The organism is Methylobacterium sp. WL120, assembly GCF_008039465.1.
Taxonomy (GTDB): domain Bacteria; phylum Pseudomonadota; class Alphaproteobacteria; order Rhizobiales; family Beijerinckiaceae; genus Methylobacterium; species Methylobacterium cerastii.
This window is the reverse complement of sequence record NZ_VRUT01000006.1, coordinates 1-20,241: the sequence shown is the minus strand read 5'-3', so window position 1 is coordinate 20,241 and position 20,241 is coordinate 1. Positions and strand designations below refer to the sequence as shown.

Genomic DNA, 20,241 nt, shown 5'->3' with positions numbered 1-20,241 from the left:
ACTCTAAGGAAGATCCACCCCCGGAGCCCCAACGACGCATGAGCATGTCCAGCCTCGGTCCCGACTCCTCGTCGATCCCTGCCAACGTCGACATTCCCAGCCACGTTCGCCGGCACTTGGGCAGCGAGTTGCAGGCTTACTATGTGGTTACCCGTGATGGCGGGCTTCCGCCGCGCCTTGCCCACCTCGTCGAGCGACTGGAGGCGGCCGTGGCATCGACTGGTGTCGGCGGCGGTGACTGGTTGGACGATGACCTGATCCAGGCCGTACCGGCACTGAGGGGCTTTGCCTTTTCGCTCATCGGCGATGCGACCCGGGCGGACGACCTCGTGCAGGAGACGCTTGTGAAGGCCTGGAGCAGTCGCAAGCGTTTCATGCAGGGCACCAACATGAACGCCTGGCTTTTCACGATCCTGCGCAACCAGTTCTACACCGAAATGCGCAAGGCGAAGCGCGAGGTCGAGGACGCCGATGGCAATCACGCCGGCAAGCTCACGGCGCTTCCCGATCAGGGAGGCGTCGTGAACCTTCGAAGGCTTCGTGAAACGCTCGACCGTATTCCGGAAGCGCAACGTTCGGCGCTGCTGCTGGTGGGTGCGGAGGGCTACATCTACGAGGAGGCCGCCGAGCGTCTCCAATGCGCAGTCGGAACGGTGAAGAGCCGGGTCAGCCGGGCACGGGCCTATCTATCCCAGACGCTCGGGCTTAGCGGCCTAAACAACGCGAACGTCGCCGCCTGACCCTGCCATCAGGGCGCTACCATTGAGCGGGATCGACCGGCATCCTCATGTGGGAAGTTTTGGCAACACGCCGAAGTGTGGCGGTTATGGCATCGACGTATCGCGAAAATCTCTCCCACCTCCGAGGCGAGAGGATTTTTCAAATGACCAGAGTCGCCGCCGTCGTCCTGATGATTTCCGTGGGTTTCGGTGCCTGCCAGGGAACCGCGACCACGTCTCAGCCTACCGCCGCGATGCAGGAGGACCTGACCCGGCTCAAGGCCGACCGGGATGCCCGTCGCATCTCCTACACCGAGTGGGCCGAGAGGACCCGGGCGGCTGCGCGCTCCTCCGTGCCCCTCAGCCCCGAACAGGAGGCGGCGATGGAATATCGCACGCAGCTGGCCCGACGCGTCGATGCCGGCGACCTTACAGAGGCGCAGTTCGACCAGGAAAGCGCTCGTACCCTGCAGCGGCTCAAGGGTGGCAAGACCGCCTCTTGATCCCCGTGTTCCCGGGCATGCTTCTTCAGTTTGGCCGTGATCACCAGCACCTCGGCAACGATCTCGAAATGCAGCCGTGAACCGCAGTTACGCGGGCATAAGCGGCTTTGGCCTGTCTAGGTCCCGACGTGACGGGCTCGAATACCGCCCCGAGGTCGATGAAACCGGACTGCCACGGGTTACGAATTTTGGGATGCCTGAAACCGGCCGAGGTCGATCAGCCGATCAGGACGACGGCCTTTCGCACGTGGGTTGGCTGATCGACCTGTCCGACGATGAAGTGGGCGACGTCGGCCCGCGCGATCAGACCGTTCCGCCACGACGAGGGTTCGGTGAGAACCTTGTAGCGGCCGGTCGCCGATCCGGGCGTGAGAACGCCCGGCCGAACGAACGTCCAGTCGAGGCCGCTCTTGCGGATGCGTATCTCCTGCGCATCCTTGTCGTCGTAGGCGCGGCCGAAGACGAGACGGAATGGGACGCGCTGAAGCAGGCCGATGGCATCCCGGCTGTCGCCAGTGCCGAAGCCGGTGACGGCCAGGAGGCGCTTGACCCCGGCTTTCTCCATGGCCGGCACCAGCACGTTGGTCGCGTCCGAGAACAGCGTCACCGGGCCGAGCAGGTCCTTGACCGGCACCCCAAGCGCCTGGACGACGACATCAACGCCGTCGAGGGCGGCGGCGACATCGCTAGCCTTCAGCGCGTCGCCCGTAAAACGCTCCAGGCCCGCGCCGGACAGGGTCATGGTCGTGGCCGAACGCGCGAAGGCCCGGACGCGGTGTCCCGCCGCGAGCGACGCTTTCACGGTCTCCAGGCCGATACCCTTGCTGGCGCCGATGACGAGGACGTGGGCCATGGTCGTTTCCTGGATGGCGGGTTGCGCGACAAGACCCGATCAACCGCCGATGCACCATGCGGTCGCTTGACGGGCTGGTCTACGATTCAATGGCCAAGCTGTTCTGCAATCCCGAGATCTCGCTGGCATGCCACCAGGCGTTACAGAAGACCGCTGACCGAACGCGGCTAGGTGGAAAGTCTCAGGATCACGGCGGACGACCCGACGATGTGCGCCAGGGTTACCAGGACGGACCCTGTATGAAGGACCTTGAAGCGTGTGCGATTGCCGACGTCGGTCGCCCCATTGATCGCCGGCATGAGGACTTGGCGCGCGAGCAGTGCCGTGAGAGCGATCAATCCCAGTATGAGTGCGGACGCGGTATCTATGGCAGCTGTCAGCGCCGCGCCGCCAAGGGCGCACGCTATGACGAAGAGGTAGAAATGCGGGAAGGCGCGGCGCAGGAGGGGGCCTGCCGCGTCGGCTGGTAGCGCGCTGAACAGGAACGATGCAAATCCGAACGAGTACAGGACCATCCCGCCGAACAGGAGGGCCGATACAAGGATAGCCGCTTGCGAAAGCATCGTTCCAAACCTCAATAACTTCAACTCGCCCTCTTGGGCGGCATTCGGTTCGCCCGGCCGCAACACCCTTCGCTTCGTCGTGAAACGCTTCTCCGCTCCGCGGACGAGGTAAAGGGTTGACCGGCGCTCAGATCGAGTCTTCCGGTTTCTGTTTCGTACAGGCCATGAACACATCGCTGATCGCCAAGTCGGCATGCGCACTCATGCCTGCAGCGTCATTGATACAAGACAGCACATTCTTGCGCGGAGCACTTCCTTCGCTGGACTTCTCCAGTTGCTGCAGTAGGCGGTCTCTATCCGCCCCCGTTGCGGCACTCCAATCGCGCAGGGTATCCTGCTGTTGCAAGGCCAAGGCTGGCGTCGCAATCGATGCCAGTATCAAAATCAGTAAAAAGCGAACTGGCATCTTGAATATCTCCCAATCAAGGTGTTAATAGAATATTCAACGTTTATTTTTTTCATGTCCATTTGAAAGGCGTTGCTAAAAATCACAGCGGCGGTAATCCAAGTGCCAATCGCGTTTTCCGCTAGCACCCGCTTGTAAGCTGACGTGACTTGCCGTGGACCGCCCTGGGCAGCGAACCTCGTTCTAGGTTGCATCAACGCTATCTGTGAAGCCGAACTGCGTTGACGATGCGCCTTACCACCGCACGTGGCCGACACCGAGGCCTTGGAGCTGGATCTCGCCGCTAGCGCCTACAGCTCCTCATAAGCCGGTAGGTTAGATTTTATTCGCAGCGGCCTGGCTTCTATTGGCCGCATGCGCTTTTCTCCAGTCGTGACCAGATCCGTCCTAGGTGTGTTTGGCGGATCAAGTTCTGCGGTGTGCCCAGCCGGTCACGAGCGAACGTCGACTGCCGCACTTGGAGATCCATACCGATGCGTACTCACCTTCTGGCAGTCGCCTTTGCAATCATCCTCCCCACCTTCTCCGCGCACGCCCAGGATGCGGCTGCCGGTGAGAAGGTCTTCACGGCCTGCAAGGCTTGCCATGCCCTCGGGAAGAACTCTGTCGGGCCAAACCTTGTCGGGGTCGTCGGACGCAAGGCCGCTTCCTACGAAGGCTACAACTATTCCACCGCCCTGAAAGAGTCGGGCATTACGTGGGATGAGGCCAATCTTAAAGAATGGCTGACGGGGCCTGCCGCTAACAAAGTCAAGGGCACCAAGATGGTCTATCAAGGCTTAAAGGACGACAAGAAGGTCGCGGATGTCATCGCCTACCTGGCAACATTGAAGTAGGCGCCGCCGAAGCCCTTGCCGAACGTCTTCATAGTCGGAGGCTAAGGAAAGGTCGGCCGCCGGCTTACGCGCATCCTCGACAATAGCAGCCATATCGTCAGGTTGCTCAATCGGAGGCCGCAACAGGCGGGAGGCATCGCTGCCTTGTGAGCGATGGTGGTTCAGGATGAACTGACCGAGATTTCCTTTGATGCTCTGGCCGCGCTGATGGCCGGCAGCGACGCGGCGGTAACCCTGACCCAGCAAACTGGTCCGCACTAAGTGCAATTTTTTTAGGCATCCTGAGCCCTGGAGGAGGGTGGACGCCATGCCTCGCAAACGCTGCAGGAACGACCAGATCGCATTTGCCCTGCGGCATGCGGAGAACAGTCAGACGGTGGACGAGGTTGACCGGAAGATGGGCGCGTCCGAGCCGACGTTTTACTGTTGGAAGAAGCAATTTGTCGGCATAGGCGTGCCGGCGTTTCGACGGCGCAGGCAGTAGTGCGGTTGAGGAGGCTGCCCGGACGAGGTCCGGGCAGCCTGGCGTGGCCTTACGAAAAGCTACTTCGGCATCAGGACGGTGTCGACGACGTGGATAACGCCGTTCGACTGGATCACGTCCGCGATGGTGACAGTGGACATGCCACCCTTGCCATCGATGAGCTCGATCTTACCGCCCTTCTCCTCGGCGGTGAGGCTGCCGCCCTCGACCGTCTTCAGCATGGCCTTTCCACCGCCGGCCTTGATCGCCTTCTGGAGATCGGCCGCCGTCATCGTGCCGGCCACCACGTGGTAGGTCAGGATCTTGGTCAGCGTGGCCTTGTTCTCCGGCTTAACCAGCGTGTCGACCGTGCCGGCCGGGAGCTTGGCGAAGGCGGCGTTGGTCGGCGCGAACACGGTGAACGGACCCTTGCCGGAGAGCGTGTCAACGAGGCCGGCAGCCTTGACGGCTGCGACCAGGGTGGTGTGGTCCTTCGAGTTGACCGCGTTCTCGACGATGGTCTTCGACGGGTACATCGGCGCCCCACCGACCATCACCGTCTTCTCTTCCGCCGCCTGGGCCGCTGAGCCAAACGCGCCGACGCCCGTGAGCGCCATGGCGACGGTGAGGCTTGCGACCTTGAACATGCGAGTCATGCGTATCTCCGAGTTCCGACCCCGTCATGCGGGGTCATCGCTCGCTACGGCCTTCTACGAAGAGAAGTTTCAAAACAATCACAGGCGCCGACAGAATTCCTCGACGCTTTTTTTTCACTGTTTGCCCCAGCATCAAGGGGAAAATCAGCGTGGCCCGCTTGGGGCGATATCGTTGCGCTGCCATAGCCGTGACACGGAGGCCTTTTCAGATCGGACGTTCGATAGGGACTGAGGGCTATCGGCGACTCTGAATGAGAAGCCCAGTGCTCTCTTCAATCCATGTCCCGCGAGGTCGACGATATCGGGGTCGTGCCGAACTGGAACTGTTTGGTGACGGCAGCGCCTAACTGAAAGCGTGCGATCCCCGCGTTTAATGGGACACGACATGCTGTTCAATGGGCCACCCGGCTCCGGCAAGTCGATGCTCGCCGCGCGACTCCCCTCGATCCTGCCGCCGCTGACGCCGCGCGAGCTGCTTGCGGTCTCGATGATCCAGTCGGTGGCCGGCGAGCTGAAGGAGGGGCGGCTGTCCGACCGGCGTCCGTTCCGGCAGCCGCACCACTCGGCCTCGATGGCGGCTTTGGTCGGCGGCGGCATCAACGCCCGGCCCGGCGAGGCTTCGCTGGCGCATGGCGGCGTGCTGTTCCTCGACGAGCTGCCCGAGTTCACCGGTATCAGGGCGCAAACGCCACAAGCGGCCTAACGGGTCCAGCCCCATCTCGGGGCCATGAAAAACGAACATGTGCTGAGCGGCTTAGTCCGCAAGCGGGCCGAGATCGCTGGCCAGATCGAACACACGCAGGCCGAGCTACGGAGGCTCGTCACGGACCTAGACGCGATCGACGCGGCTATCCGCATCTTCGACCCCGACGCGGACACAGGAGCCATCCCAAACCGTCAGTACCCGCCCCGTCATGCTGCCTTCCGAGGTGAGATGATGCGGCACGTCATGGGGGCGCTACGGCTCGCGAAAGGCCCCGTGACCTCCCGAGACATTGCCCGAACTGTGATGACGGCGCGCGGGCTCAACCCCGACGATCCGACCATGTTACAGATGATTCGGAAGCGGGTCGGCGCCTGCCTGTGGAAGCTCAAGCAGGGCGAGCATGCCCGAGAGGTGCCGATCGGTGGCGACTTAAAGGGGTGGGTCAGAAACGGTTGACCGTCACCCGGCTACTATGCCGGGAATTTGACCGGAATCACTGCGATACATATACATACAGGAGTGGCGTCGGCAGTTTCCCGCCGACGCCGTTCTTGGAATGGTCCCCTACGGGCCTGCGAACTGCATCGGGTCTTGATCACCCGAATGCAACCCGGAAGATGAGTGGCTAAGGCGGTTCCGTCGTACTCACCTCCCTTCCGTTCGAGAGCAGATCGGCGGAGTCATCCTTCTGAGGATGCTCCGCCGTTTCTTCGCCGGCCACGTTGCTGGCGAGGAAATACAGCGCGCCTTCGTGCCGGTAGCGACCGGCTTCAAGACCGCGACGAAGTTCAGTCCCGACCGAAGACGCAGAGACCGACCCATCCTGTTTAACGACGGCGTCAGCAATTTCGCGCCACGGCGCACCGGGGTGTACTTCTAAAAAACTCTTTGTGAGTGTTCTGACTAGCCCACGACGAGCGCGTACGTTGCTTTTTAGGAACTGCGGGATTTGGTTTCTCGCAGGTCTCGGCCGCCCTTCGATACTGGCCTTCACAACCGTTTGGACTTCGGGAGCGATTTGGCTAGCCGAGACGTTCACGGCCTTCAAAATATTGTCGCGCATATTAGCGCCGCCCTCAGCGAAGCCGCGCGAGTACGCCGCGTCAATAGCAGCGGTCACGGATTGCAAGGCACTAATTTTCAGTTCTTCGGCGGTCATTGCATCACCAACGAATCGGCACCCATCTCTTTTGCGAGCTCAAGGCGTCAATGTCAACGCCGGCGCTGGATTGAAGCGCGAGCTCAATCAATGGTGAGGCGCCGAGTCATTCACGCGACGTCTTAGCGTCATGCGGCTTTCAAGTGCCGCTGCCAGTAGCCGCAGAAATCGACTGACGGTCCGCGCTTCATCGCCAGCCCGGCAACGCGCTCGTACTGAGCGCCATTCGCCTCGCGGCGGTGATCCTCGCGCCAGCTTGCTTCCTGCGCATAGCGGAGGAGGTAGACGCCCGCGATATGGTGGTGGTGCCCGGCCTCGGCGCGACGAAGGCGGCTGAAATACTCCTCGGCCATGTTCGTGCAGGCGCCAGCGTCGCTGTAGGCCTGCTGGTGATTGATGCGCTTGACCTCGTACTGAGCGTGGAGCGCATCCCAGGATGACGCCTCGTCGGCGTGAACGACGGTGCCATTGGCGACGCGCGCCTTGATGAAGGAAAGGGCCGCGCCCTCGGTGCGGAACACGGCTGGGACCGAGTTACCGCCGCGCTCGCGCACGATGACGACGCACTCGCGCTTGCCGTTCTGGTTGCGAGCGAGCCGGCGATCGACGCGGTTGGCCTTGTGGTTGGCGGGCTTGATGTACCCGCCGAAGTAGCCGCCATCGACTTCCACGGTCTTGCCCTCGCCGCCGACGACCCGGCCCTTCATCTCAACGGCCATCGCCTCGCGCAGCTTGTGGCAGAGCACGAAGGCGCACTTGTAGGAGACTCCCAGGTCGCGCGTGAGGGCCAAGGCGCTCTTGCCCTTCACCTCGTTGACGAAGATGGCGATGGCCGCGAGGTAGCCGCGCAGGGGCAGCTTGTGCGAGGCGAACAGCGTGCCGGAGGTGATCGAGAAGTCCTTGCGGCAGGCGCGGCAGCGGAAGCGGGGAGCGCCGTTCGGACGGCGGCAATCGTAGGCGTCGAGCCCGCCGCAGTGGCAGCACACCGGGGCGCCGCTCGTCTCGGGCCAACGGACCATGCGGAACGTCGCCTCGGCCTGGTCGTCCGTCATCCGCATGACCTGAGCGAGGCTCAGGGTCTTGGCGCGGGCGGAGAGAAGGAAGTGCTGAGCCACGGTCGCTACCTATCGAATTCGATAGCTAACGAATATGAGAGGTTTGACGACGGGTCAAGCAAATTCTATCGTTTTTGATAGCTCGCAAAAACGATAGGTGCGCTCATGCAGATCGCGAAGACAGAAGCCGAGTGGCAGGCCCGTGCTAGCGCCTTTCTCAAGGCGAAAATGAAGGAAAAGGGCGTGACCTACGCCGCGCTTCGGGAGCGGCTGAAGGCCCACGGCTTCGAGGAAACCGAAGCCTCAATCACGATGAAGCTTAAGCGCGGGACGTTCGCCGCGACGTTCCTGCTCGCTTGTCTCGCGGCGCTTGAATTAGAAGGCGTGCAGCTTGCCGAACTGGCCGAACTCTAACGACCCTCTTGTCCCAATATCCGCAATCGGCTGCAATGCGGCTTCGCTTAAGCGGGTTAGGGTCATCTATGAAGTTCGTTGCGGTCGCGTGGGCGCTCTGCCTGTCAGTGACGAGTGTCCTAGCACAAGTTGAGCCAGCCCCGCGTTCAGCTGGGCCGCTACAGCGTGCTGAGCAGCCGCATACCGAGGAACAAGCCCAGAAAAGACCCCAGCCCAATAATACCGCTGAGGCCCCAGAGCGCGGCTCGGCGCCATCCGGTCAACCCATCTCCCTTGACCATAACATTCCCGCCAAAATCAATCCCGGCGATGGCAAGGAAGAACATCATAATTGGTGGAAGAGCTTCTTTTATGAAGTAAAAATTACTGACGTATTGCTTTCCATATTCACCTTGTTCCTCGTTTTTTATACGAAGCGTCTCTACGTCTCCACGGATGGTCTGCGGACATCCACGCGAGATTTGCGAGACTTCGCTGAGCAGCAGTCCCACGACATGAAAGAGTCTATCGCTGTTACAGCACAGGCAGCGATAGCCACCGGCGAAGCTGCTGCCGCGGCTCACGAGGCCAATCAGCTCAACCGGGAAACCTTCCACTTCGCGCAGCGACCTTGGATTAAAGTTGACGCTGAAATCATTGGCCCGCTGACGTTCAACATGGGCATGTACGCCGAATTCGATGTTACCGTGGAAAATGTCGGCCAATCCCCAGGAACCAACGTCGTAATTAGCTGCGAAATAGCCTCCCCTTCCCCTGGAGGTGAAGACGGTTTTGACCTCGACGCCCGCTTCAGAGAGATGATCGGCGGAATAAGTGCTCATACGTCATATCACTCCGCAACCGTCTTTCCCGGAAGTAAGTATGTCTTCAATAACAAACTCGAAATTATTCAAACTAGATTGGACGCCCTCAAGAGAAACGCTGAATACATTCTGCCAGTCCTTATAGGCGTAGTCGACTATGGAACCGTTTTTGACGATAGACGGCATCAGACAGGGTTTGCCTTCACCGTCAGACGAGTAGACAAATATGATCCGGCGCCGATCGAAGGCGTTTTCCGCGAGACAGCTATCGTTCCCAGCAAGGGTGATATCCCGTCGGACGAGTTGCGGCTGCGGAGAAGCCGCTTCAATCGGGACTACGCCAATTAGCGCCGCGCTCACGCCGGCAAAAGCGAACCACGCGCCCATCACAACACGTCCTCCAACCGAATGACTCGTCGGAGACGTGGAGCTAAGTCGCTGAGAACGCTTGTGGCGTTTGCGCCATGATACCGGAGTTCACGCCGCAGGTGCTCGATTCGCTGCGCCAGCCGATGGAGACCGGCGAGATCATGATCGCGCGGGCCAACCACCGCATCACCTATCCGGCCCGCTTCCAGCTCGTCGCCGCGATGAACCCCTGCCGCTGCGGGCAGGCGCTGGAGCCGGGCTACGCCTGCCGGCGCGGGCCGAACGAGCGCTGCATGGCGCAGTACGGCGCCCGCATCTCGGGGCCGCTGCTCGATCGGATCGATCTGCGCATCGAGGTCGCCGCCGTCACCGCCGCCGACCTGATCCTGCCGCCGCCGGCCGAAGGCTCGCGCGAGACCGCCCTTCGGGTGGCCGCCGCGCGCGGGCGCCAGACCGCCCGCTACGACGCCGAGGGCTTGGCCGCGGGCACCACCAACGCGACCTGCCCGGCTAGCCTGATCGAGCGGGTCGCCGCGCCGGACGCGGACGGCGCCGCGCTGATCCGCACGGCGGCCGAGAGCATGCGCCTCACCGCCCGCGGCTTCCACCGGACCTTGCGCGTCGCCCGCACCCTCGCCGACCTCGACGGCGAGCCGACGGTCCGCCGCCTGCACTTGGCGGAGGCGCTGTCCTATCGCGGGCGGGCGGAGAAGCCGGCGTCGTGAGGCCTAACCGTCGAGTTCGGCGTAGCGCCGGAAGATGCCCTGTTCATTGAACGGGATGCGCCGTGGGCTCGCGAGATAGGCCGCGATCCGCGGGCGTCGGGCGACCGCAGCGTGAAGCGCGGCCACGCGCGGGTGGTCGCGGAGCTGCGCGGCCATGGCCTTCGGGAAGGCGTAGCGCAGGCCGTCGACGAGCTGGAACAGCGACAGGTCGGCGTAGCTCAGGCAATCGCCGACGAGATGGGTGCCGCCGTTGCGGGACAGCACGTGCTCGAACCAGGCCAGGAACTCGGGGATGCGGTCGGCGCGGAAATGCGCGGCGCGGCGGGCGGCTTCCGCCTTCTGGTCCTCGTAGGCGAGGCCGACCGCGACCGGATGGTGGGTGTCGTGCGCCTCGGCCACCATGTCGGCGATGGTGAGCTGGATCTGGTGGGTCCAGATCCGCTCGTCCTCGCTCGCGCCGACGAGGTCGAGCCGAGGTCCGAGATAGAGCAGGATCGCCGCCGTCTGCCCGACGACCCGGTCGCCGTCGCGCAGGAAGGGCGGGGCGAAGGCCGGGCGCGGCTCGTCGAGATCCTCGAGGATCCGCGTCAGCGCCGGCAGGCCGAGTCCGTCGGTCTCTGGCTCGCGGGCGACGTCGACGTAAGCCGCGCCGGCCTCTTCGAGGGCGAGGCGCACGAATTCGCCGCGCCCCTGCAGCATCGGCCAGTAGTAGAGTTCGTAGGCCATCGCGGAAGCGCTACGCGAGACCGGTCACTCGCCCGGCGCCTCGTCCGCGGCGGCCTTGTCGGCTGGGGGCTCGGCGCTGGCGACGGTCTTGCGCTCCAGCATCGGCTGGAGGCGAAGGGCGAGCTGCTGGTCGAGATGGTGCGCGTAAGCGCCCTTGAAGTACTTGGCGCCGGTGCCGCGGCCGAAGAGGCGGTCGTGCGTCGCGATCATCGCGTCGACCTCGGGGCGGCAGAGGAAGCCGATCACCCCCGCGGCCTGAAACCAGCGGCCGGCGCGGGCGTGGTTCAGCGCGCCGGGGTTGGCCATCACCGTCTCGGCGAAGCAATCGGTCGCGGCCTGCTGCAGCGGCGCCATCGCCGCGTCGGCGTCGGGCTTTTGGCGTTCGCGCGCCGTGGCGGGCGCGAGGGCGAGAAGGAATGCGAGCACACCGAGCAGCGGGGTCTTCATCGCGCGGGAAGCCTCGAACGAGGGATCGATCGAGCGGAGTATTCCCCAGGGATCGTGTCGGGAACAGGGCCATCCACGCTGCGACGCGACCGCGCGCAGCGATCATGGATCACCGTCGCTTCCGAGTCACAGACGAGGTCGCCGGGACGGACGCGCGTTCGCCCGCGAAGGACGCGTTAGCCGCGCCGTTCGGCGTTCCAGCGGCCGCTGCAGCCGGGGGCGCCGTCGGTCGACCACGTGCCGGTTCCGGTGCCCTGGCGGCCGAGGCGGCCGACGACGTTGGCGGTCGCCGACCCGTTGGAGATCGCGGCGCGCACGGCGCCGTTGCTCGCCACGCGCCCGCTGATCGAGAAGTCGCCGCCGGGATAGCTGGCCTGACCGCGCTCGATGCGCACCCCGTAGCGGTAGGCCCGGTCGCAGATGCCGGATTCGGTGATGACCTCGATGCTCCAGTTGCCGTCGTAGCGGTTCGGGATCTGGACCTTCTTCCGCGCCGCGTCGGCGGGGCTGAGGCCGCCGGCTGCGAGGATGAGGAGGGCGGCGGCCAGCGTCAGTGCTTTCATCGGATCCCGGTCGAGCGCGCGTGTCGCGAGGCCCGCACGCGCCGTTCGGGCGTGCGGGCCTGTCCGCATCGAAACACGCGACGGCCGGATCGGTTGCCGATTTCCAAACTCAGGCGCGGGCGGCCCGCCGCAGGGCGTCGTTGAGCAGGGCCAGGAGGTCGCCGCCGGCATGCAGGAAGCCGTGGACGCCCGCCGCCTGCAGCGGCTCGGCCAGCTCCGCCGCCGGCTTGCCGGCGAGGTAGGTCGTCCCGGCGCCGGCCGCCTTGAGGGCGGTCGCCGCGGCGACCGCGCGCGCCTCGTAGACCTTGTCCGAGGAGCACAGGCAGGCGAGCGCGGCGCCGGACGCCGTGAACGCCTCGGCGAGGCTCGCCTCGTCGGCGAACCCGTCGTTGCTCAGGGCCTCGATTCCGCCGGCGGCGAAGGCGTTGGCGGCAAACGTCGAGCGGGCGTTGAACACCGCCACCGGCCCGAGGTTGGCCAGGAACACCTGCGGGCGCTTGCCGCCCTTGGCGAGGAGGCCGTCGGAGGCGTCGCGCAACGCCTCGTAGGGCTCGGCCAGCCGCTGCGACGGAAGCGCGTCGCAGGCGACCGCGGCCCCGGTGCCGAAGCTCGCGGCCGGCGCTGGCGGCACGGGCGCCACGTCGAGCACCGCCACCGGCTTCTCGGCGAGGTACGGGAACTCGGTGGCGCCTGTCAGCGCCTCGCGCCGGGTCGCGACGTTCTTCGCGCGGGTCTCGCGGGTGGCCTCGATCCGGCGCTGGAGCTTGCCGACGCTGAGCGAGGCGACGATGCCGCCCTCGCGCTCGATCGCCTGGAACGCTTCCCAGCCGGCCTCGGCCAGCTGCGCGGTCAGGCTCTCGAAGCCGCCGGCGCCCGCCGCAGGGTCGGCGACGCGGGCGAGGTTCGATTCCTCGATCAGGACGATCTGGCTGTTGCGCGCCACCCGCCGGGCGAAGGCGTCGGGGAGGCCGAGCGCCTGGGTGTAGGGCAGGGCGGTGACGGCGTCCGCGCCTCCGAGGCCGGCGCCGGTCGCGGCCATCGCGGTCCGCAGGATGTTCACGAAGGGGTCGCGCCGGGTCATCATCCGCCATGCGGTCTCGGCGTGGAGCCGCAGCGGCTTCGGGTCGAGGCCGCAGGCCTGCTCGATGCGGGCCCAGAGCCGGCGCATCGCCCGGAACTTCGCGATGGTGAGGAACTCGTCGGCATCGGTCACGAGCAGGATGCCGACCGCGTCGCGGGCGCGTTCGAGCGTAATCCCTTCCGCCTCCAGCGCCCGGAGGTAGGCCACCGCCGTCGCGAGCACCGCGCCGAGCTCGGCCGCCTCGCCAGCGCCGGCCTCGTGGTAGGGTCGTCCGTCGGCCAGGAGCGCGCGCCCGGCAAAGCCGGCTGCGTCGAAGTCCTTCATCGCCTGCCCGAGCTTGGGCGCGATCTCGGACCACACCGCCCCGAGGGTGCCGGAGGCGGCGAGGGTGCCGACGGGATCGATGCCGAGGTCGATGTCGCAGGCCGACAGGTCCTCGCCGCGCGCCTTGGCGAGGTCGAGGACGAGGCGGGCGGCCTCCAGCCCGAGCGGGCCGGCGTCGACCCGCAAGCCGATCAGCGGCAGCATGACGCCGGAGAGCGCCGCCTCCAACTCCTCCACGGTGCGGGCGGTGAGGCCGTAGCCGTGGGCGGCGGGCGCGCCGGAGAACACCAGGGTCAGCGCGTCGGCGCCGCCTTCGAGGTCGGCCAACACCTGCCGGTTCGCCTGCTCGATCTCAGGGTGATCGACGCGCTGGGCGATCCGCCACGGTCCGGGGGCGCGGACCGGCTGCAGCGCCGGCTCGGCCGCCTCGTAGAGCGGTTCGATGCGCAGGCCGTCCGCGGTCTTGAAGACGAGGCGCTTCTCGAAGTCGGCGCCCTTCAGAACGCCCTCGACGAGGCCGAGCCAGCGCGCGCGGGTCGCGGGCTCGAAGAGGTCGGCAAGCGGTCTGTCTTCCATCGCAGCGGGCCTTCAAACGGTGCCGGGATGCGGGTCTTTCGCCCGATCTCCCCATCCGTCTGCCCTCGCACGGCCCCGCTGGCGAGGCAATCGACCGGGATGCGCGTATTTTCTATCCAAAGATGATCAGGCCGGCGAAACCCGCCGAGCCGACGACGATGCGCCACCACGCGAACAGCCAGAACCCATGGCGGGAGACGTAGTCGAGCACCGTCCGCACGACGACCAGCGCCGAGACGAAGGCCACCACGAAGCCGATGGCGATCAGGCCGACGTCGTCGCTGCCGAGGTTCCTGTAGTTGTCGAGCAGGTCCTTGGCGAAGGCGCCGGCCATGGTCGGCATCGCGAGGTAGAACGAGAACTCGGTGGCCGAACGCTTGTCGGCGCCCATCAGCATCGCGCCGACGATGGTGGCGCCGGAGCGCGACACGCCCGGGATCATCGCCAGGCACTGGAAAATGCCGATCTTCAGGTCCATCGGCAGGGTGAAGTCGTAGACGTCGGTCTTCTTCACCTCGAGCTCGGTGTCGTCGAGGACGAGCAGCACGAGCCCGCCCGCGACCAGCGTCGCGCAGACGATCCACGGATTGAACAGGTAGGCCTTGATCACCTTCGAGAACAGGCCGCCGACGATCGCCGCCGGCAGGAAGGCGACGAGGATGCCGAGGACGAACCGGCGCGCCTTCGGGTCGTTCGGCAGGGCGAAGGCGATGCCCAGGAGCCGGCGGAAGTACACCGCCAGGATCGCCAGGATCGCGCCGAGCTGGATCAGCACCTCGAAGGTGTTGTTGGGCGAGTGGAACCCGATGAAGTGCCCGACCAGCAGCTGGTGGCCGGTGGAGGAGACCGGGATGAACTCGGTCGCGCCCTCCACGACCGCGAGCACGACCGCCTTCGCGATGCTCATCGCATCCATCATCGCAGATCTCGCATCATCGCTCGCCTCGGCCGCGCGCGAAGGCGACCGGCCTGGTGGGTTGGAATCGCCGCCCGGTGCGGCGGCGCGCCCACGGTTCGCCGATCAGGGTGAACGGGCGGTTACCGCGACCGGTGCGGCGTGTTAATGAGGCGGCAACGATCGGGCAATAACGATGCATCCAAGCCCGGTCCCGCGGGGTATCCCGTGCGGCGCGTCCCGCCGGCAGCCCCCCTCGTCCGACAACGGCCTCGATGGCGACGCTCTATCACTTTCCCTTCTGCGCCAACTCCCGCTTCATCCGCCTCGTCCTGGCCGAGATGGGCCTGGAGCCGAGCCTCGTCGAGGAGCGGCCCTGGGACAGGCGCGACGCGTTCCTGCTGATCAATCCGGCCGGCACCACGCCGGTGCTGATGGAGCAGGGCGGCCTCGTCGTGCCCGGCGGCGGCATCATCGCGGAATACCTCGACGAGACCCGCGGCCTCGGGCTCACCGGCCGCCGCTTGATGCCGGACCACCCGGCCGAGCGCGTCGAGGTGCGCCGGCTGATGGACTGGTTCCTGGTCAAGTTCGACGCCGAGGTGACCGGCTACCTCGTGACCGAGAAGATCGCCAAGCGCTTCATGACCAGCGCCACCGGCGGCGGCCCGCCGGACATGAACGCGATCCGCGCCGCCCGCACCAACGTGCGCTACCACCTCAAATACATCGGCTACCTCATGGCCCGCCGCCGCTGGATCGCCGGCGACCACCTGACCTACGCCGACCTTGCGGCGGCCGCGCACCTGAGCTGCGTCGACTACCTCGGCGACGTGCCGTGGGACGAGGACGAGACGGCGCGGGACTGGTACGCGCGAGTGAAGTCGCGGCCCTCCTTCCGGGCGCTGCTGGCCGACCGGGTCGCGGGCATGCCGCCGGCCGGGCATTACGCGGACCTGGATTTCTGAGCGACCGCCGCACCTTCGCCGGCGCCGAGCTGCGCCGCCTCGTCGAGGCCCGCGCCCGCCACCTCGGCTTCTGCGACGTGCAGGTCACCCGCCCGGAGGCGGTGCCGGAGTTGCCCGGCCGCCTCGCCGCGTGGCTGGGCGAGGGCGCCCACGGCACGATGGACTGGATGCAGGACCGCGCCGACCAGCGCGCCTCACCCAAGACCTTGTGGCCGGGGGTGCGCAGCATCATCGTGCTGGCCACGAATTACGGCCCCGAAACCGATCCGCTCGACCTTCTGGCGAGGAAGGATCGCGGGGCGATCGCGGCCTACGCCCAGCGCCGCGACTATCACGACGTGGTGAAGGGGCGGCTGAAGGAACTCGGCGGCTACCTCTCGGCCAAGGGCGACGTGCGGGTGAAGGTGTTCTGCGACACCGCACCCGTGATGGAGAAGCCGCTGGCCGCCGCCGCCGGCCTCGGCTGGCAGGGCAAGCACACGGTGCTGCTGTCGCGCCGCCACGGCAACTGGCTGCTGCTCGGTGCGATCTACACCTCCGCCGAGCTGGAGCCAGATGCGCCCGAACCCGACCGGTGCGGCTCCTGCCGCGCCTGCCTCGACGTCTGCCCGACGAACGCCTTCCCGGCCCCCTACCGCTTGGATGCGCGGCGTTGCATCTCCTACCTGACGATCGAGCATGCCGGCCCGATCGCGCCGGAGTTCCGCAGGGCGATCGGCAACCGGGTGTTCGGCTGCGACGACTGCCTCGCGATCTGCCCCTGGAACAAGTTCGCGCACGCGGCGCGCGACGCGCGCATGGCGGCCGACCCCGCCTTCGACGCGCCGCCGCTCGCCGAACTCGCCGACCTCGACGACGCCGCCTTCCGCACGCGGTTCGCCGGCACGCCGGTGAAGCGCACCGGCCGCGACCGCTTCCTGCGCAACGTCCTGATCGCGGTGGGCAACTCGGGCGATCCCGCGCTGGCCGCCTCCGCCGTGCGAAACTTGGGCGACGCGTCGGCGATCGTGCGCGGCATGGCGGTCTGGGCCTGCGGCGCGCTGCTCGGTCCCGCGGCCTGCCGCCCCCTTTACGAGCGTCATGGGCTCGGCGAGACCGACCCGGACGTGCTGGCCGAATGGCGCGCTCTCTTGGACCCGCCGGAGGAGACCTGATCGATGACCCTCTTCGTGTTCGGCCTCGGCTTTTCCGCCCGGCGCTTCGCGGAGGCCGCCCGCGACCGCTTCCCGCAGATCTGCGCCACCGTGACCGACGCGGACAAGGCGCGGGCGCTCGAGGCCGAGACCGGGCTGTCGATGCGCGCCTTCGGCCCCGAGGCCGACGACCCGCGCATCCCCGCCGACCTCGCGGCGGCCGACGCGCTCCTCGTCTCCGTCCCGCCCGACCGCGACGGCGATCCGGTGCTGCGCCGTTTCCGCGACGACATCGCCCGGAGCCGGATCGGCTGGATCGGCTACCTCTCGACCATCGGCGTCTACGGCGACCACGACGGCGCCTGGATCGACGAGGCGACGCCGGCCACCCCGAAGAGCGCGCGTTCGCAGGGGCGGCTCGCCGTCGAGAACGCGTGGCTCGCGCTCGGGGCCGAGACCGGCAAGGCCGTGCAGGTGTTCCGGCTGTCGGGCATCTACGGCCCCAGCCGCAACCCGATCGTGAAGCTGCGGGACGGCCGGTCCCAGCGCATCGTGAAAGCGGGACAGGTCTTCAACCGCATCCACATCGACGACATCGCCGCGACGCTGCTGGCCTCCCTCGACCGCCCGCGCAACGGCGCGGTCTACAACGTCACCGACGACGAGCCGGCCGCGCCCCAGACCGTGACGGAATACGCAGCCAGGCTCACCGGCCTTCCCCTACCGCCGGAGGTCGACTTCGAGACCGCCGACCTCTCGCCGATGGCGCGCAGCTTCTACGGCGAGAACAAGCGCGTGCGGAACCGCCTGATCCGCGAGGAACTCGGCGTCGAACTCGCCTACCCCACCTACCGGGAGGGGCTGCAGGCGCTGAAGGAGGAGGCGGCCGGCTGAGGGCGCCGCTGCGCCTTCACGGCTTCCGCGGCGGCACGTGCGCGTCGAGCCAGGCGGTTAGCCAGGCGGCGACGTCGAGGCTGTTCCGGTCCTGCATCAGCATGTGCGAGTTGCCCGTCAGGCCGACGTCGGCCAGCAGCACCAGCTCGGCCTTGCCGCCGGCCTTGTTGGCGGCCTCGACGAAGGCGCGGCAGAGCTTGAGCCGCGGCGCCCAGCGCGGCGCCAGCTCGACGTAGTCGCCCCACAGCACGAGGATCGGCAGGTCCCTGTAGGGCGCCATGTCGTCCTTGGCCGGATCGGGGCAGGCCGCCGGCTCGATCGCCACGAGGCCGCGGATGCCGGCGCGGTCGAGCGCCGCGGTCTGGAACGGGTAGATGCCCGATTGCGAGTGGCTGATCAGGATCGCGCCGTCCAACGTCTTCGCCAACTCGGACAGGGCGGGGACGGTCGGGTTCGGGGTCGGCAGGGTCGCGGCCCAGTCGGCGACCATCTGCTTCCAGAACTCGCCCTGCGCCTCCAGCGGGAACTGCATCCCGGGGAAAACCTCCGGGTATTTCGGGCCGAAGCGGAAGATCGCCCAGGCCGGTTCCTGGCCGGCCGAGACCACCGGCGGCAGCGTCTCCGGCGCGGCCTTGCCGGTCTTCACCGCATTGATCGCGGACGGGTCGACCGCAGAGCGGCCGCGGCCGGCCTGGTCGATCACGTAGGTGGGAAAGCCGGCGCGGACGAAGAACTCGTCCCAGCCCATGCGCCCGTCCGGCGTCGTCTCCCAGGTCTTGCCGGTAAGGCAGCAGCCGTGGATCAGGACGACCGCCGGACGCTTGGCCTCCACCGGGATTTGGTAGCGCACGTAGACCTGGTCGACGGCGATCGTGCCCGAGGGCGCGTAGGCCGGCAGCGTCGAGAGCGTGTCCGAGGCGACGCTGCGGCCGCCGACGAAGAAGCTGCCCTGCCGGGCGATGGTGAGCGGCCCCAAGGGCTCGGCGGCCGCCGCCCCGGTCATCAGGCCGCCCGCGAGGGCGACGGCGGCGAGCTGCCGGCGAAGCGGCTTTGAGGTTTCCTCGGACATGCGCTTCCCGGGCTTTTCCGCGACGCCGTCTTCCTGCGCCGCGACCCGGAGCCTAGCACCGTCGCACCCGCCGGCATCAACCGGAGGGTGCAACGGCGAGACGATCAGGCCGAGAGTTCACGCTCGACGCGGGCGGCGGCCTCGGGCGGCACGTCGAGGGCCTCCGCCAGCATCTTGAGGAACTGGCGCTCCTGCATCGTGTCGAGGTCGATCGCCAGCGCCGCCGCGGCGTAGATCCGGGCGGCGGCTTCGGCATCGTCCACCGCGTCGGCGATCTCGTCGATCTCGGCCGGGTTGCCGAGCTCGCGCTCGAGCCAGGCGCGCCCGTCGCGGTCGATGCCGGCGGCCGCCACCGCCTCGTCGAGACGGCGGCGCTCGGCCGCGTCGACCACGCCGTCTGCGACCGTCGCGGCCACCATCGCCCGCAGCATCAGGCGCGCCTCGTCCTCCGGCACGTCCTGGAAGGCCGCCGTCTCGGCCGCGTCCGCCTTGCCGCCGCGTAGCGACCGGTAGGCAAGGCCGCCGATCAGGGCGAGGCCGCCGAGCGCTGCGCCGGCGAGCGCGCCGCCGCGCGCCTTGACCAGGGCGTCGACGATCCCCTTGGCGTCGAGGGCTTTCTTCGGGGCGCCGGACGTCTTGGCATCCGGGGTTCTGTTCGAGTCGGGCATCGCGGGGTACCTCAGAAGGCGGGACAGGATCGGACCGGCAACCATCGGCCGGGGCCAAGGTTCATCCGCGTGTTTCGCCGCGCCGGTTGCCGGATGCGGGCGCGGCGGCGATATGGAGCGGCACCGGCGGTCTTCCGTCCCGAACCCGTCGCCGCATCCGAGAGGCCATGACGACAGCCGCCCGTTCCCGAGCCCCGAGCCTGCCCCTGCGGGACGCCGAGCGCGCCAGGCGCATCGCGGCGGCCGCGGCCTCGGCCCTGCGGCGCGAACTCGACACCTACCCGAAGCCCGGCCTCGTCAGCCGCATCGACAGCGGCAGCCATGCCGACATGGACGCCGCCACCTTCGCGGCGAGCACGGCGGCGATCGAGCCCTACCTCGCCGACCTCGCCGCCGCCGGCGCCCAGGGTACGACGATGCCCGAGCTTCGGCGCATCGGGATCGCGGCGGAGGCGGCGATGCGCGCGGCGACCGGGGGCGTGAACACCCATCGCGGCGCGATCTTCGGCCTCGGCCTGCTCTGCGCGGCCGCGGGTTCATTCTCCGGGGAGACCATCCCCGCCGGCGGGCTCGGCGACCGGGTCCGCCAGCGCTACGGCGCGGACATCCTCGACGGCCCGGTTCTGCTGCGCGCGCCCGGGGCCGAGGCCCGGCGCCGGCACGGGGT

Annotated in this window: 24 protein-coding genes and 3 pseudogenes; 12 read left to right on the top strand and 15 right to left on the bottom strand. The window is 67.1% G+C overall.

From position 1 onward, the window contains the following. Positions 1 to 38 precede the first annotated feature (38 nt). Both FV229_RS02430 and FV229_RS02425 read left to right on the top strand, forming a co-directional pair. Entirely contained in the window at positions 39 to 740 is a 702-nt protein-coding gene (locus FV229_RS02430) for a sigma-70 family RNA polymerase sigma factor (RefSeq protein ID WP_147750411.1), read from the top strand. Between the two features lie 143 nt (positions 741 to 883). Then, the gene (locus tag FV229_RS02425) at positions 884 to 1,222 is read left to right on the top strand and encodes a hypothetical protein (RefSeq protein ID WP_147750410.1); all 339 of its coding nucleotides are present in this window, start codon (positions 884 to 886) and stop codon (positions 1,220 to 1,222) included. Between the two features lie 217 nt (positions 1,223 to 1,439). Here FV229_RS02425 and FV229_RS02420 read toward each other — a convergent pair whose 3' ends face one another. From FV229_RS02420 to FV229_RS02410, 3 genes are all read right to left on the bottom strand, one after another. Further along, entirely contained in the window at positions 1,440 to 2,075 is a 636-nt protein-coding gene (locus FV229_RS02420; RefSeq protein WP_147750409.1) for an NAD(P)H-binding protein, read from the bottom strand. A 167-nt stretch (positions 2,076 to 2,242) separates the two neighbouring features. Then, positions 2,243 to 2,701: a DUF4149 domain-containing protein gene (locus FV229_RS02415; RefSeq protein WP_246688020.1), complete on the bottom strand. Its 459-nt coding sequence runs from the start codon at positions 2,699 to 2,701 to the stop codon at positions 2,243 to 2,245. A 64-nt stretch (positions 2,702 to 2,765) separates the two neighbouring features. Next, on the bottom strand, positions 2,766 to 3,044 hold the full coding sequence (locus FV229_RS02410; RefSeq protein ID WP_147750408.1) for a hypothetical protein: 279 nt from the start codon (positions 3,042 to 3,044) through the stop codon (positions 2,766 to 2,768). Positions 3,045 to 3,517: 473 nt separating this feature from the next. Here FV229_RS02410 and FV229_RS02405 point away from each other — a divergent pair, with 473 nt between their 5' ends. Both FV229_RS02405 and FV229_RS02400 read left to right on the top strand, forming a co-directional pair. After that, positions 3,518 to 3,880, top strand: a complete 363-nt coding sequence (locus tag FV229_RS02405; protein WP_147750407.1) for a cytochrome c family protein — start codon at positions 3,518 to 3,520, stop codon at positions 3,878 to 3,880. A gap of 307 nt (positions 3,881 to 4,187) precedes the next feature. Beyond that, a pseudogene (locus FV229_RS02400) lies at positions 4,188 to 4,361 on the top strand (transposase); the annotation flags it as partial. A 62-nt stretch (positions 4,362 to 4,423) separates the two neighbouring features. Here the strand turns inward: FV229_RS02400 and FV229_RS02395 are convergent. Beyond that, positions 4,424 to 4,999: a fasciclin domain-containing protein gene (locus FV229_RS02395; RefSeq protein WP_210246576.1), complete on the bottom strand. Its 576-nt coding sequence runs from the start codon at positions 4,997 to 4,999 to the stop codon at positions 4,424 to 4,426. A 376-nt stretch (positions 5,000 to 5,375) separates the two neighbouring features. Here FV229_RS02395 and FV229_RS02390 point away from each other — a divergent pair. Continuing rightward, positions 5,376 to 5,666 (top strand): annotated as a pseudogene (locus FV229_RS02390) (ATP-binding protein); the annotation flags it as partial. Positions 5,667 to 5,726: 60 nt separating this feature from the next. Beyond that, positions 5,727 to 6,161: a hypothetical protein gene (locus FV229_RS02385; protein WP_147750406.1), complete on the top strand. Its 435-nt coding sequence runs from the start codon at positions 5,727 to 5,729 to the stop codon at positions 6,159 to 6,161. 169 nt (positions 6,162 to 6,330) lie between these two features. On the opposite strand, the gene FV229_RS02380 is transcribed toward FV229_RS02385, so the two are convergent. Then, complete coding sequence (locus tag FV229_RS02380; RefSeq protein ID WP_147750405.1) at positions 6,331 to 6,864, bottom strand: hypothetical protein; 534 nt, start codon at positions 6,862 to 6,864, stop codon at positions 6,331 to 6,333. A 128-nt stretch (positions 6,865 to 6,992) separates the two neighbouring features. Continuing rightward, the gene (locus FV229_RS02375) at positions 6,993 to 7,979 is read right to left on the bottom strand and encodes an IS1595 family transposase (protein ID WP_147750404.1); all 987 of its coding nucleotides are present in this window, start codon (positions 7,977 to 7,979) and stop codon (positions 6,993 to 6,995) included. A 105-nt stretch (positions 7,980 to 8,084) separates the two neighbouring features. On the opposite strand from FV229_RS02375, the gene FV229_RS02370 reads away from it, so the two are divergent. Beyond that, on the top strand, positions 8,085 to 8,333 hold the full coding sequence (locus FV229_RS02370; protein WP_147750403.1) for a DUF6471 domain-containing protein: 249 nt from the start codon (positions 8,085 to 8,087) through the stop codon (positions 8,331 to 8,333). Positions 8,334 to 8,491: 158 nt separating this feature from the next. On the opposite strand, the gene FV229_RS02365 is transcribed toward FV229_RS02370, so the two are convergent. Next, the gene (locus FV229_RS02365) at positions 8,492 to 9,154 is read right to left on the bottom strand and encodes a hypothetical protein (protein WP_147750402.1); all 663 of its coding nucleotides are present in this window, start codon (positions 9,152 to 9,154) and stop codon (positions 8,492 to 8,494) included. 3 nt (positions 9,155 to 9,157) lie between these two features. Beyond that, positions 9,158 to 9,523: a hypothetical protein gene (locus tag FV229_RS02360; RefSeq protein ID WP_147750401.1), complete on the bottom strand. Its 366-nt coding sequence runs from the start codon at positions 9,521 to 9,523 to the stop codon at positions 9,158 to 9,160. Between the two features lie 80 nt (positions 9,524 to 9,603). Here FV229_RS02360 and FV229_RS02355 point away from each other — a divergent pair. Then, positions 9,604 to 10,230, top strand: a pseudogene (locus tag FV229_RS02355) (ATP-binding protein); the annotation flags it as partial. A 3-nt stretch (positions 10,231 to 10,233) separates the two neighbouring features. Here FV229_RS02355 and FV229_RS02350 read toward each other — a convergent pair. From FV229_RS02350 to FV229_RS02330, 5 genes are all read right to left on the bottom strand, one after another. Next, positions 10,234 to 10,956 (bottom strand): glutathione S-transferase, encoded by a 723-nt coding sequence (locus FV229_RS02350; protein WP_147750400.1) that lies wholly within the window; start codon positions 10,954 to 10,956, stop codon positions 10,234 to 10,236. Between the two features lie 24 nt (positions 10,957 to 10,980). Further along, entirely contained in the window at positions 10,981 to 11,403 is a 423-nt protein-coding gene (locus tag FV229_RS02345) for a hypothetical protein (protein ID WP_147750399.1), read from the bottom strand. Positions 11,404 to 11,579: 176 nt separating this feature from the next. After that, positions 11,580 to 11,966, bottom strand: a complete 387-nt coding sequence (locus tag FV229_RS02340; protein ID WP_147750398.1) for a hypothetical protein — start codon at positions 11,964 to 11,966, stop codon at positions 11,580 to 11,582. 109 nt (positions 11,967 to 12,075) lie between these two features. Continuing rightward, on the bottom strand, positions 12,076 to 13,947 hold the full coding sequence (locus FV229_RS02335; protein WP_147750397.1) for a methylmalonyl-CoA mutase subunit beta: 1,872 nt from the start codon (positions 13,945 to 13,947) through the stop codon (positions 12,076 to 12,078). A 112-nt stretch (positions 13,948 to 14,059) separates the two neighbouring features. Further along, positions 14,060 to 14,863 carry an undecaprenyl-diphosphate phosphatase gene (locus tag FV229_RS02330; protein ID WP_147750450.1) on the bottom strand — a complete coding sequence of 268 codons (804 nt, stop codon included), beginning with the start codon at positions 14,861 to 14,863 and terminating at the stop codon, positions 14,060 to 14,062. A 254-nt stretch (positions 14,864 to 15,117) separates the two neighbouring features. On the opposite strand from FV229_RS02330, the gene FV229_RS02325 reads away from it, so the two are divergent. From FV229_RS02325 to FV229_RS02315, 3 genes are read left to right on the top strand one after another with little or no spacing between them, the layout of a single operon-like run. Next, complete coding sequence (locus tag FV229_RS02325; protein ID WP_147750396.1) at positions 15,118 to 15,810, top strand: glutathione S-transferase family protein; 693 nt, start codon at positions 15,118 to 15,120, stop codon at positions 15,808 to 15,810. A gap of 29 nt (positions 15,811 to 15,839) precedes the next feature. Further along, positions 15,840 to 16,964: a tRNA epoxyqueuosine(34) reductase QueG gene (gene queG / locus FV229_RS02320; RefSeq protein WP_147750449.1), complete on the top strand. Its 1,125-nt coding sequence runs from the start codon at positions 15,840 to 15,842 to the stop codon at positions 16,962 to 16,964. A gap of 3 nt (positions 16,965 to 16,967) precedes the next feature. Next, positions 16,968 to 17,837, top strand: a complete 870-nt coding sequence (locus tag FV229_RS02315; protein ID WP_147750395.1) for an SDR family oxidoreductase — start codon at positions 16,968 to 16,970, stop codon at positions 17,835 to 17,837. A gap of 16 nt (positions 17,838 to 17,853) precedes the next feature. On the opposite strand, the gene FV229_RS02310 is transcribed toward FV229_RS02315, so the two are convergent. Continuing rightward, entirely contained in the window at positions 17,854 to 18,906 is a 1,053-nt protein-coding gene (locus FV229_RS02310) for an esterase (RefSeq protein ID WP_147750394.1), read from the bottom strand. Positions 18,907 to 19,010: 104 nt separating this feature from the next. Then, on the bottom strand, positions 19,011 to 19,574 hold the full coding sequence (locus tag FV229_RS02305; RefSeq protein WP_147750393.1) for a DUF533 domain-containing protein: 564 nt from the start codon (positions 19,572 to 19,574) through the stop codon (positions 19,011 to 19,013). 167 nt (positions 19,575 to 19,741) lie between these two features. Here FV229_RS02305 and FV229_RS02300 point away from each other — a divergent pair. Beyond that, the coding region (locus tag FV229_RS02300; protein ID WP_187275037.1) for a triphosphoribosyl-dephospho-CoA synthase at positions 19,742 to 20,241 on the top strand (500 nt) is incomplete at its 3' end.

What these genes read in the sequence shown, in the direction of transcription:
- FV229_RS02340 (WP_147750398.1), bottom strand. Translation starts at nt 11,966, where the DNA reads ATGAAAGCACTGACGCTGGCCGCCGCCCTCCTCATCCTCGCAGCCGGC.
- FV229_RS02410 (WP_147750408.1), bottom strand. Translation starts at nt 3,044, where the DNA reads ATGCCAGTTCGCTTTTTACTGATTTTGATACTGGCATCGATTGCGACG.
- FV229_RS02430 (WP_147750411.1), top strand. Translation starts at nt 39, where the DNA reads ATGAGCATGTCCAGCCTCGGTCCCGACTCCTCGTCGATCCCTGCCAAC.
- FV229_RS02405 (WP_147750407.1), top strand. Translation starts at nt 3,518, where the DNA reads ATGCGTACTCACCTTCTGGCAGTCGCCTTTGCAATCATCCTCCCCACC.
- FV229_RS02310 (WP_147750394.1), bottom strand. Translation starts at nt 18,906, where the DNA reads ATGTCCGAGGAAACCTCAAAGCCGCTTCGCCGGCAGCTCGCCGCCGTC.
- FV229_RS02360 (WP_147750401.1), bottom strand. Translation starts at nt 9,523, where the DNA reads ATGGGCGCGTGGTTCGCTTTTGCCGGCGTGAGCGCGGCGCTAATTGGC.
- FV229_RS02315 (WP_147750395.1), top strand. Translation starts at nt 16,968, where the DNA reads ATGACCCTCTTCGTGTTCGGCCTCGGCTTTTCCGCCCGGCGCTTCGCG.
- FV229_RS02345 (WP_147750399.1), bottom strand. Translation starts at nt 11,403, where the DNA reads ATGAAGACCCCGCTGCTCGGTGTGCTCGCATTCCTTCTCGCCCTCGCG.
- FV229_RS02380 (WP_147750405.1), bottom strand. Translation starts at nt 6,864, where the DNA reads ATGACCGCCGAAGAACTGAAAATTAGTGCCTTGCAATCCGTGACCGCT.
- FV229_RS02385 (WP_147750406.1), top strand. Translation starts at nt 5,727, where the DNA reads ATGAAAAACGAACATGTGCTGAGCGGCTTAGTCCGCAAGCGGGCCGAG.
- FV229_RS02330 (WP_147750450.1), bottom strand. Translation starts at nt 14,863, where the DNA reads ATGGATGCGATGAGCATCGCGAAGGCGGTCGTGCTCGCGGTCGTGGAG.
- FV229_RS02350 (WP_147750400.1), bottom strand. Translation starts at nt 10,956, where the DNA reads ATGGCCTACGAACTCTACTACTGGCCGATGCTGCAGGGGCGCGGCGAA.
- FV229_RS02420 (WP_147750409.1), bottom strand. Translation starts at nt 2,075, where the DNA reads ATGGCCCACGTCCTCGTCATCGGCGCCAGCAAGGGTATCGGCCTGGAG.
- FV229_RS02335 (WP_147750397.1), bottom strand. Translation starts at nt 13,947, where the DNA reads ATGGAAGACAGACCGCTTGCCGACCTCTTCGAGCCCGCGACCCGCGCG.
- FV229_RS02425 (WP_147750410.1), top strand. Translation starts at nt 884, where the DNA reads ATGACCAGAGTCGCCGCCGTCGTCCTGATGATTTCCGTGGGTTTCGGT.
- FV229_RS02365 (WP_147750402.1), bottom strand. Translation starts at nt 9,154, where the DNA reads ATGAGCACTTATTCCGCCGATCATCTCTCTGAAGCGGGCGTCGAGGTC.
- FV229_RS02305 (WP_147750393.1), bottom strand. Translation starts at nt 19,574, where the DNA reads ATGCCCGACTCGAACAGAACCCCGGATGCCAAGACGTCCGGCGCCCCG.
- FV229_RS02325 (WP_147750396.1), top strand. Translation starts at nt 15,118, where the DNA reads ATGGCGACGCTCTATCACTTTCCCTTCTGCGCCAACTCCCGCTTCATC.
- FV229_RS02370 (WP_147750403.1), top strand. Translation starts at nt 8,085, where the DNA reads ATGCAGATCGCGAAGACAGAAGCCGAGTGGCAGGCCCGTGCTAGCGCC.
- FV229_RS02395 (WP_210246576.1), bottom strand. Translation starts at nt 4,999, where the DNA reads ATGACTCGCATGTTCAAGGTCGCAAGCCTCACCGTCGCCATGGCGCTC.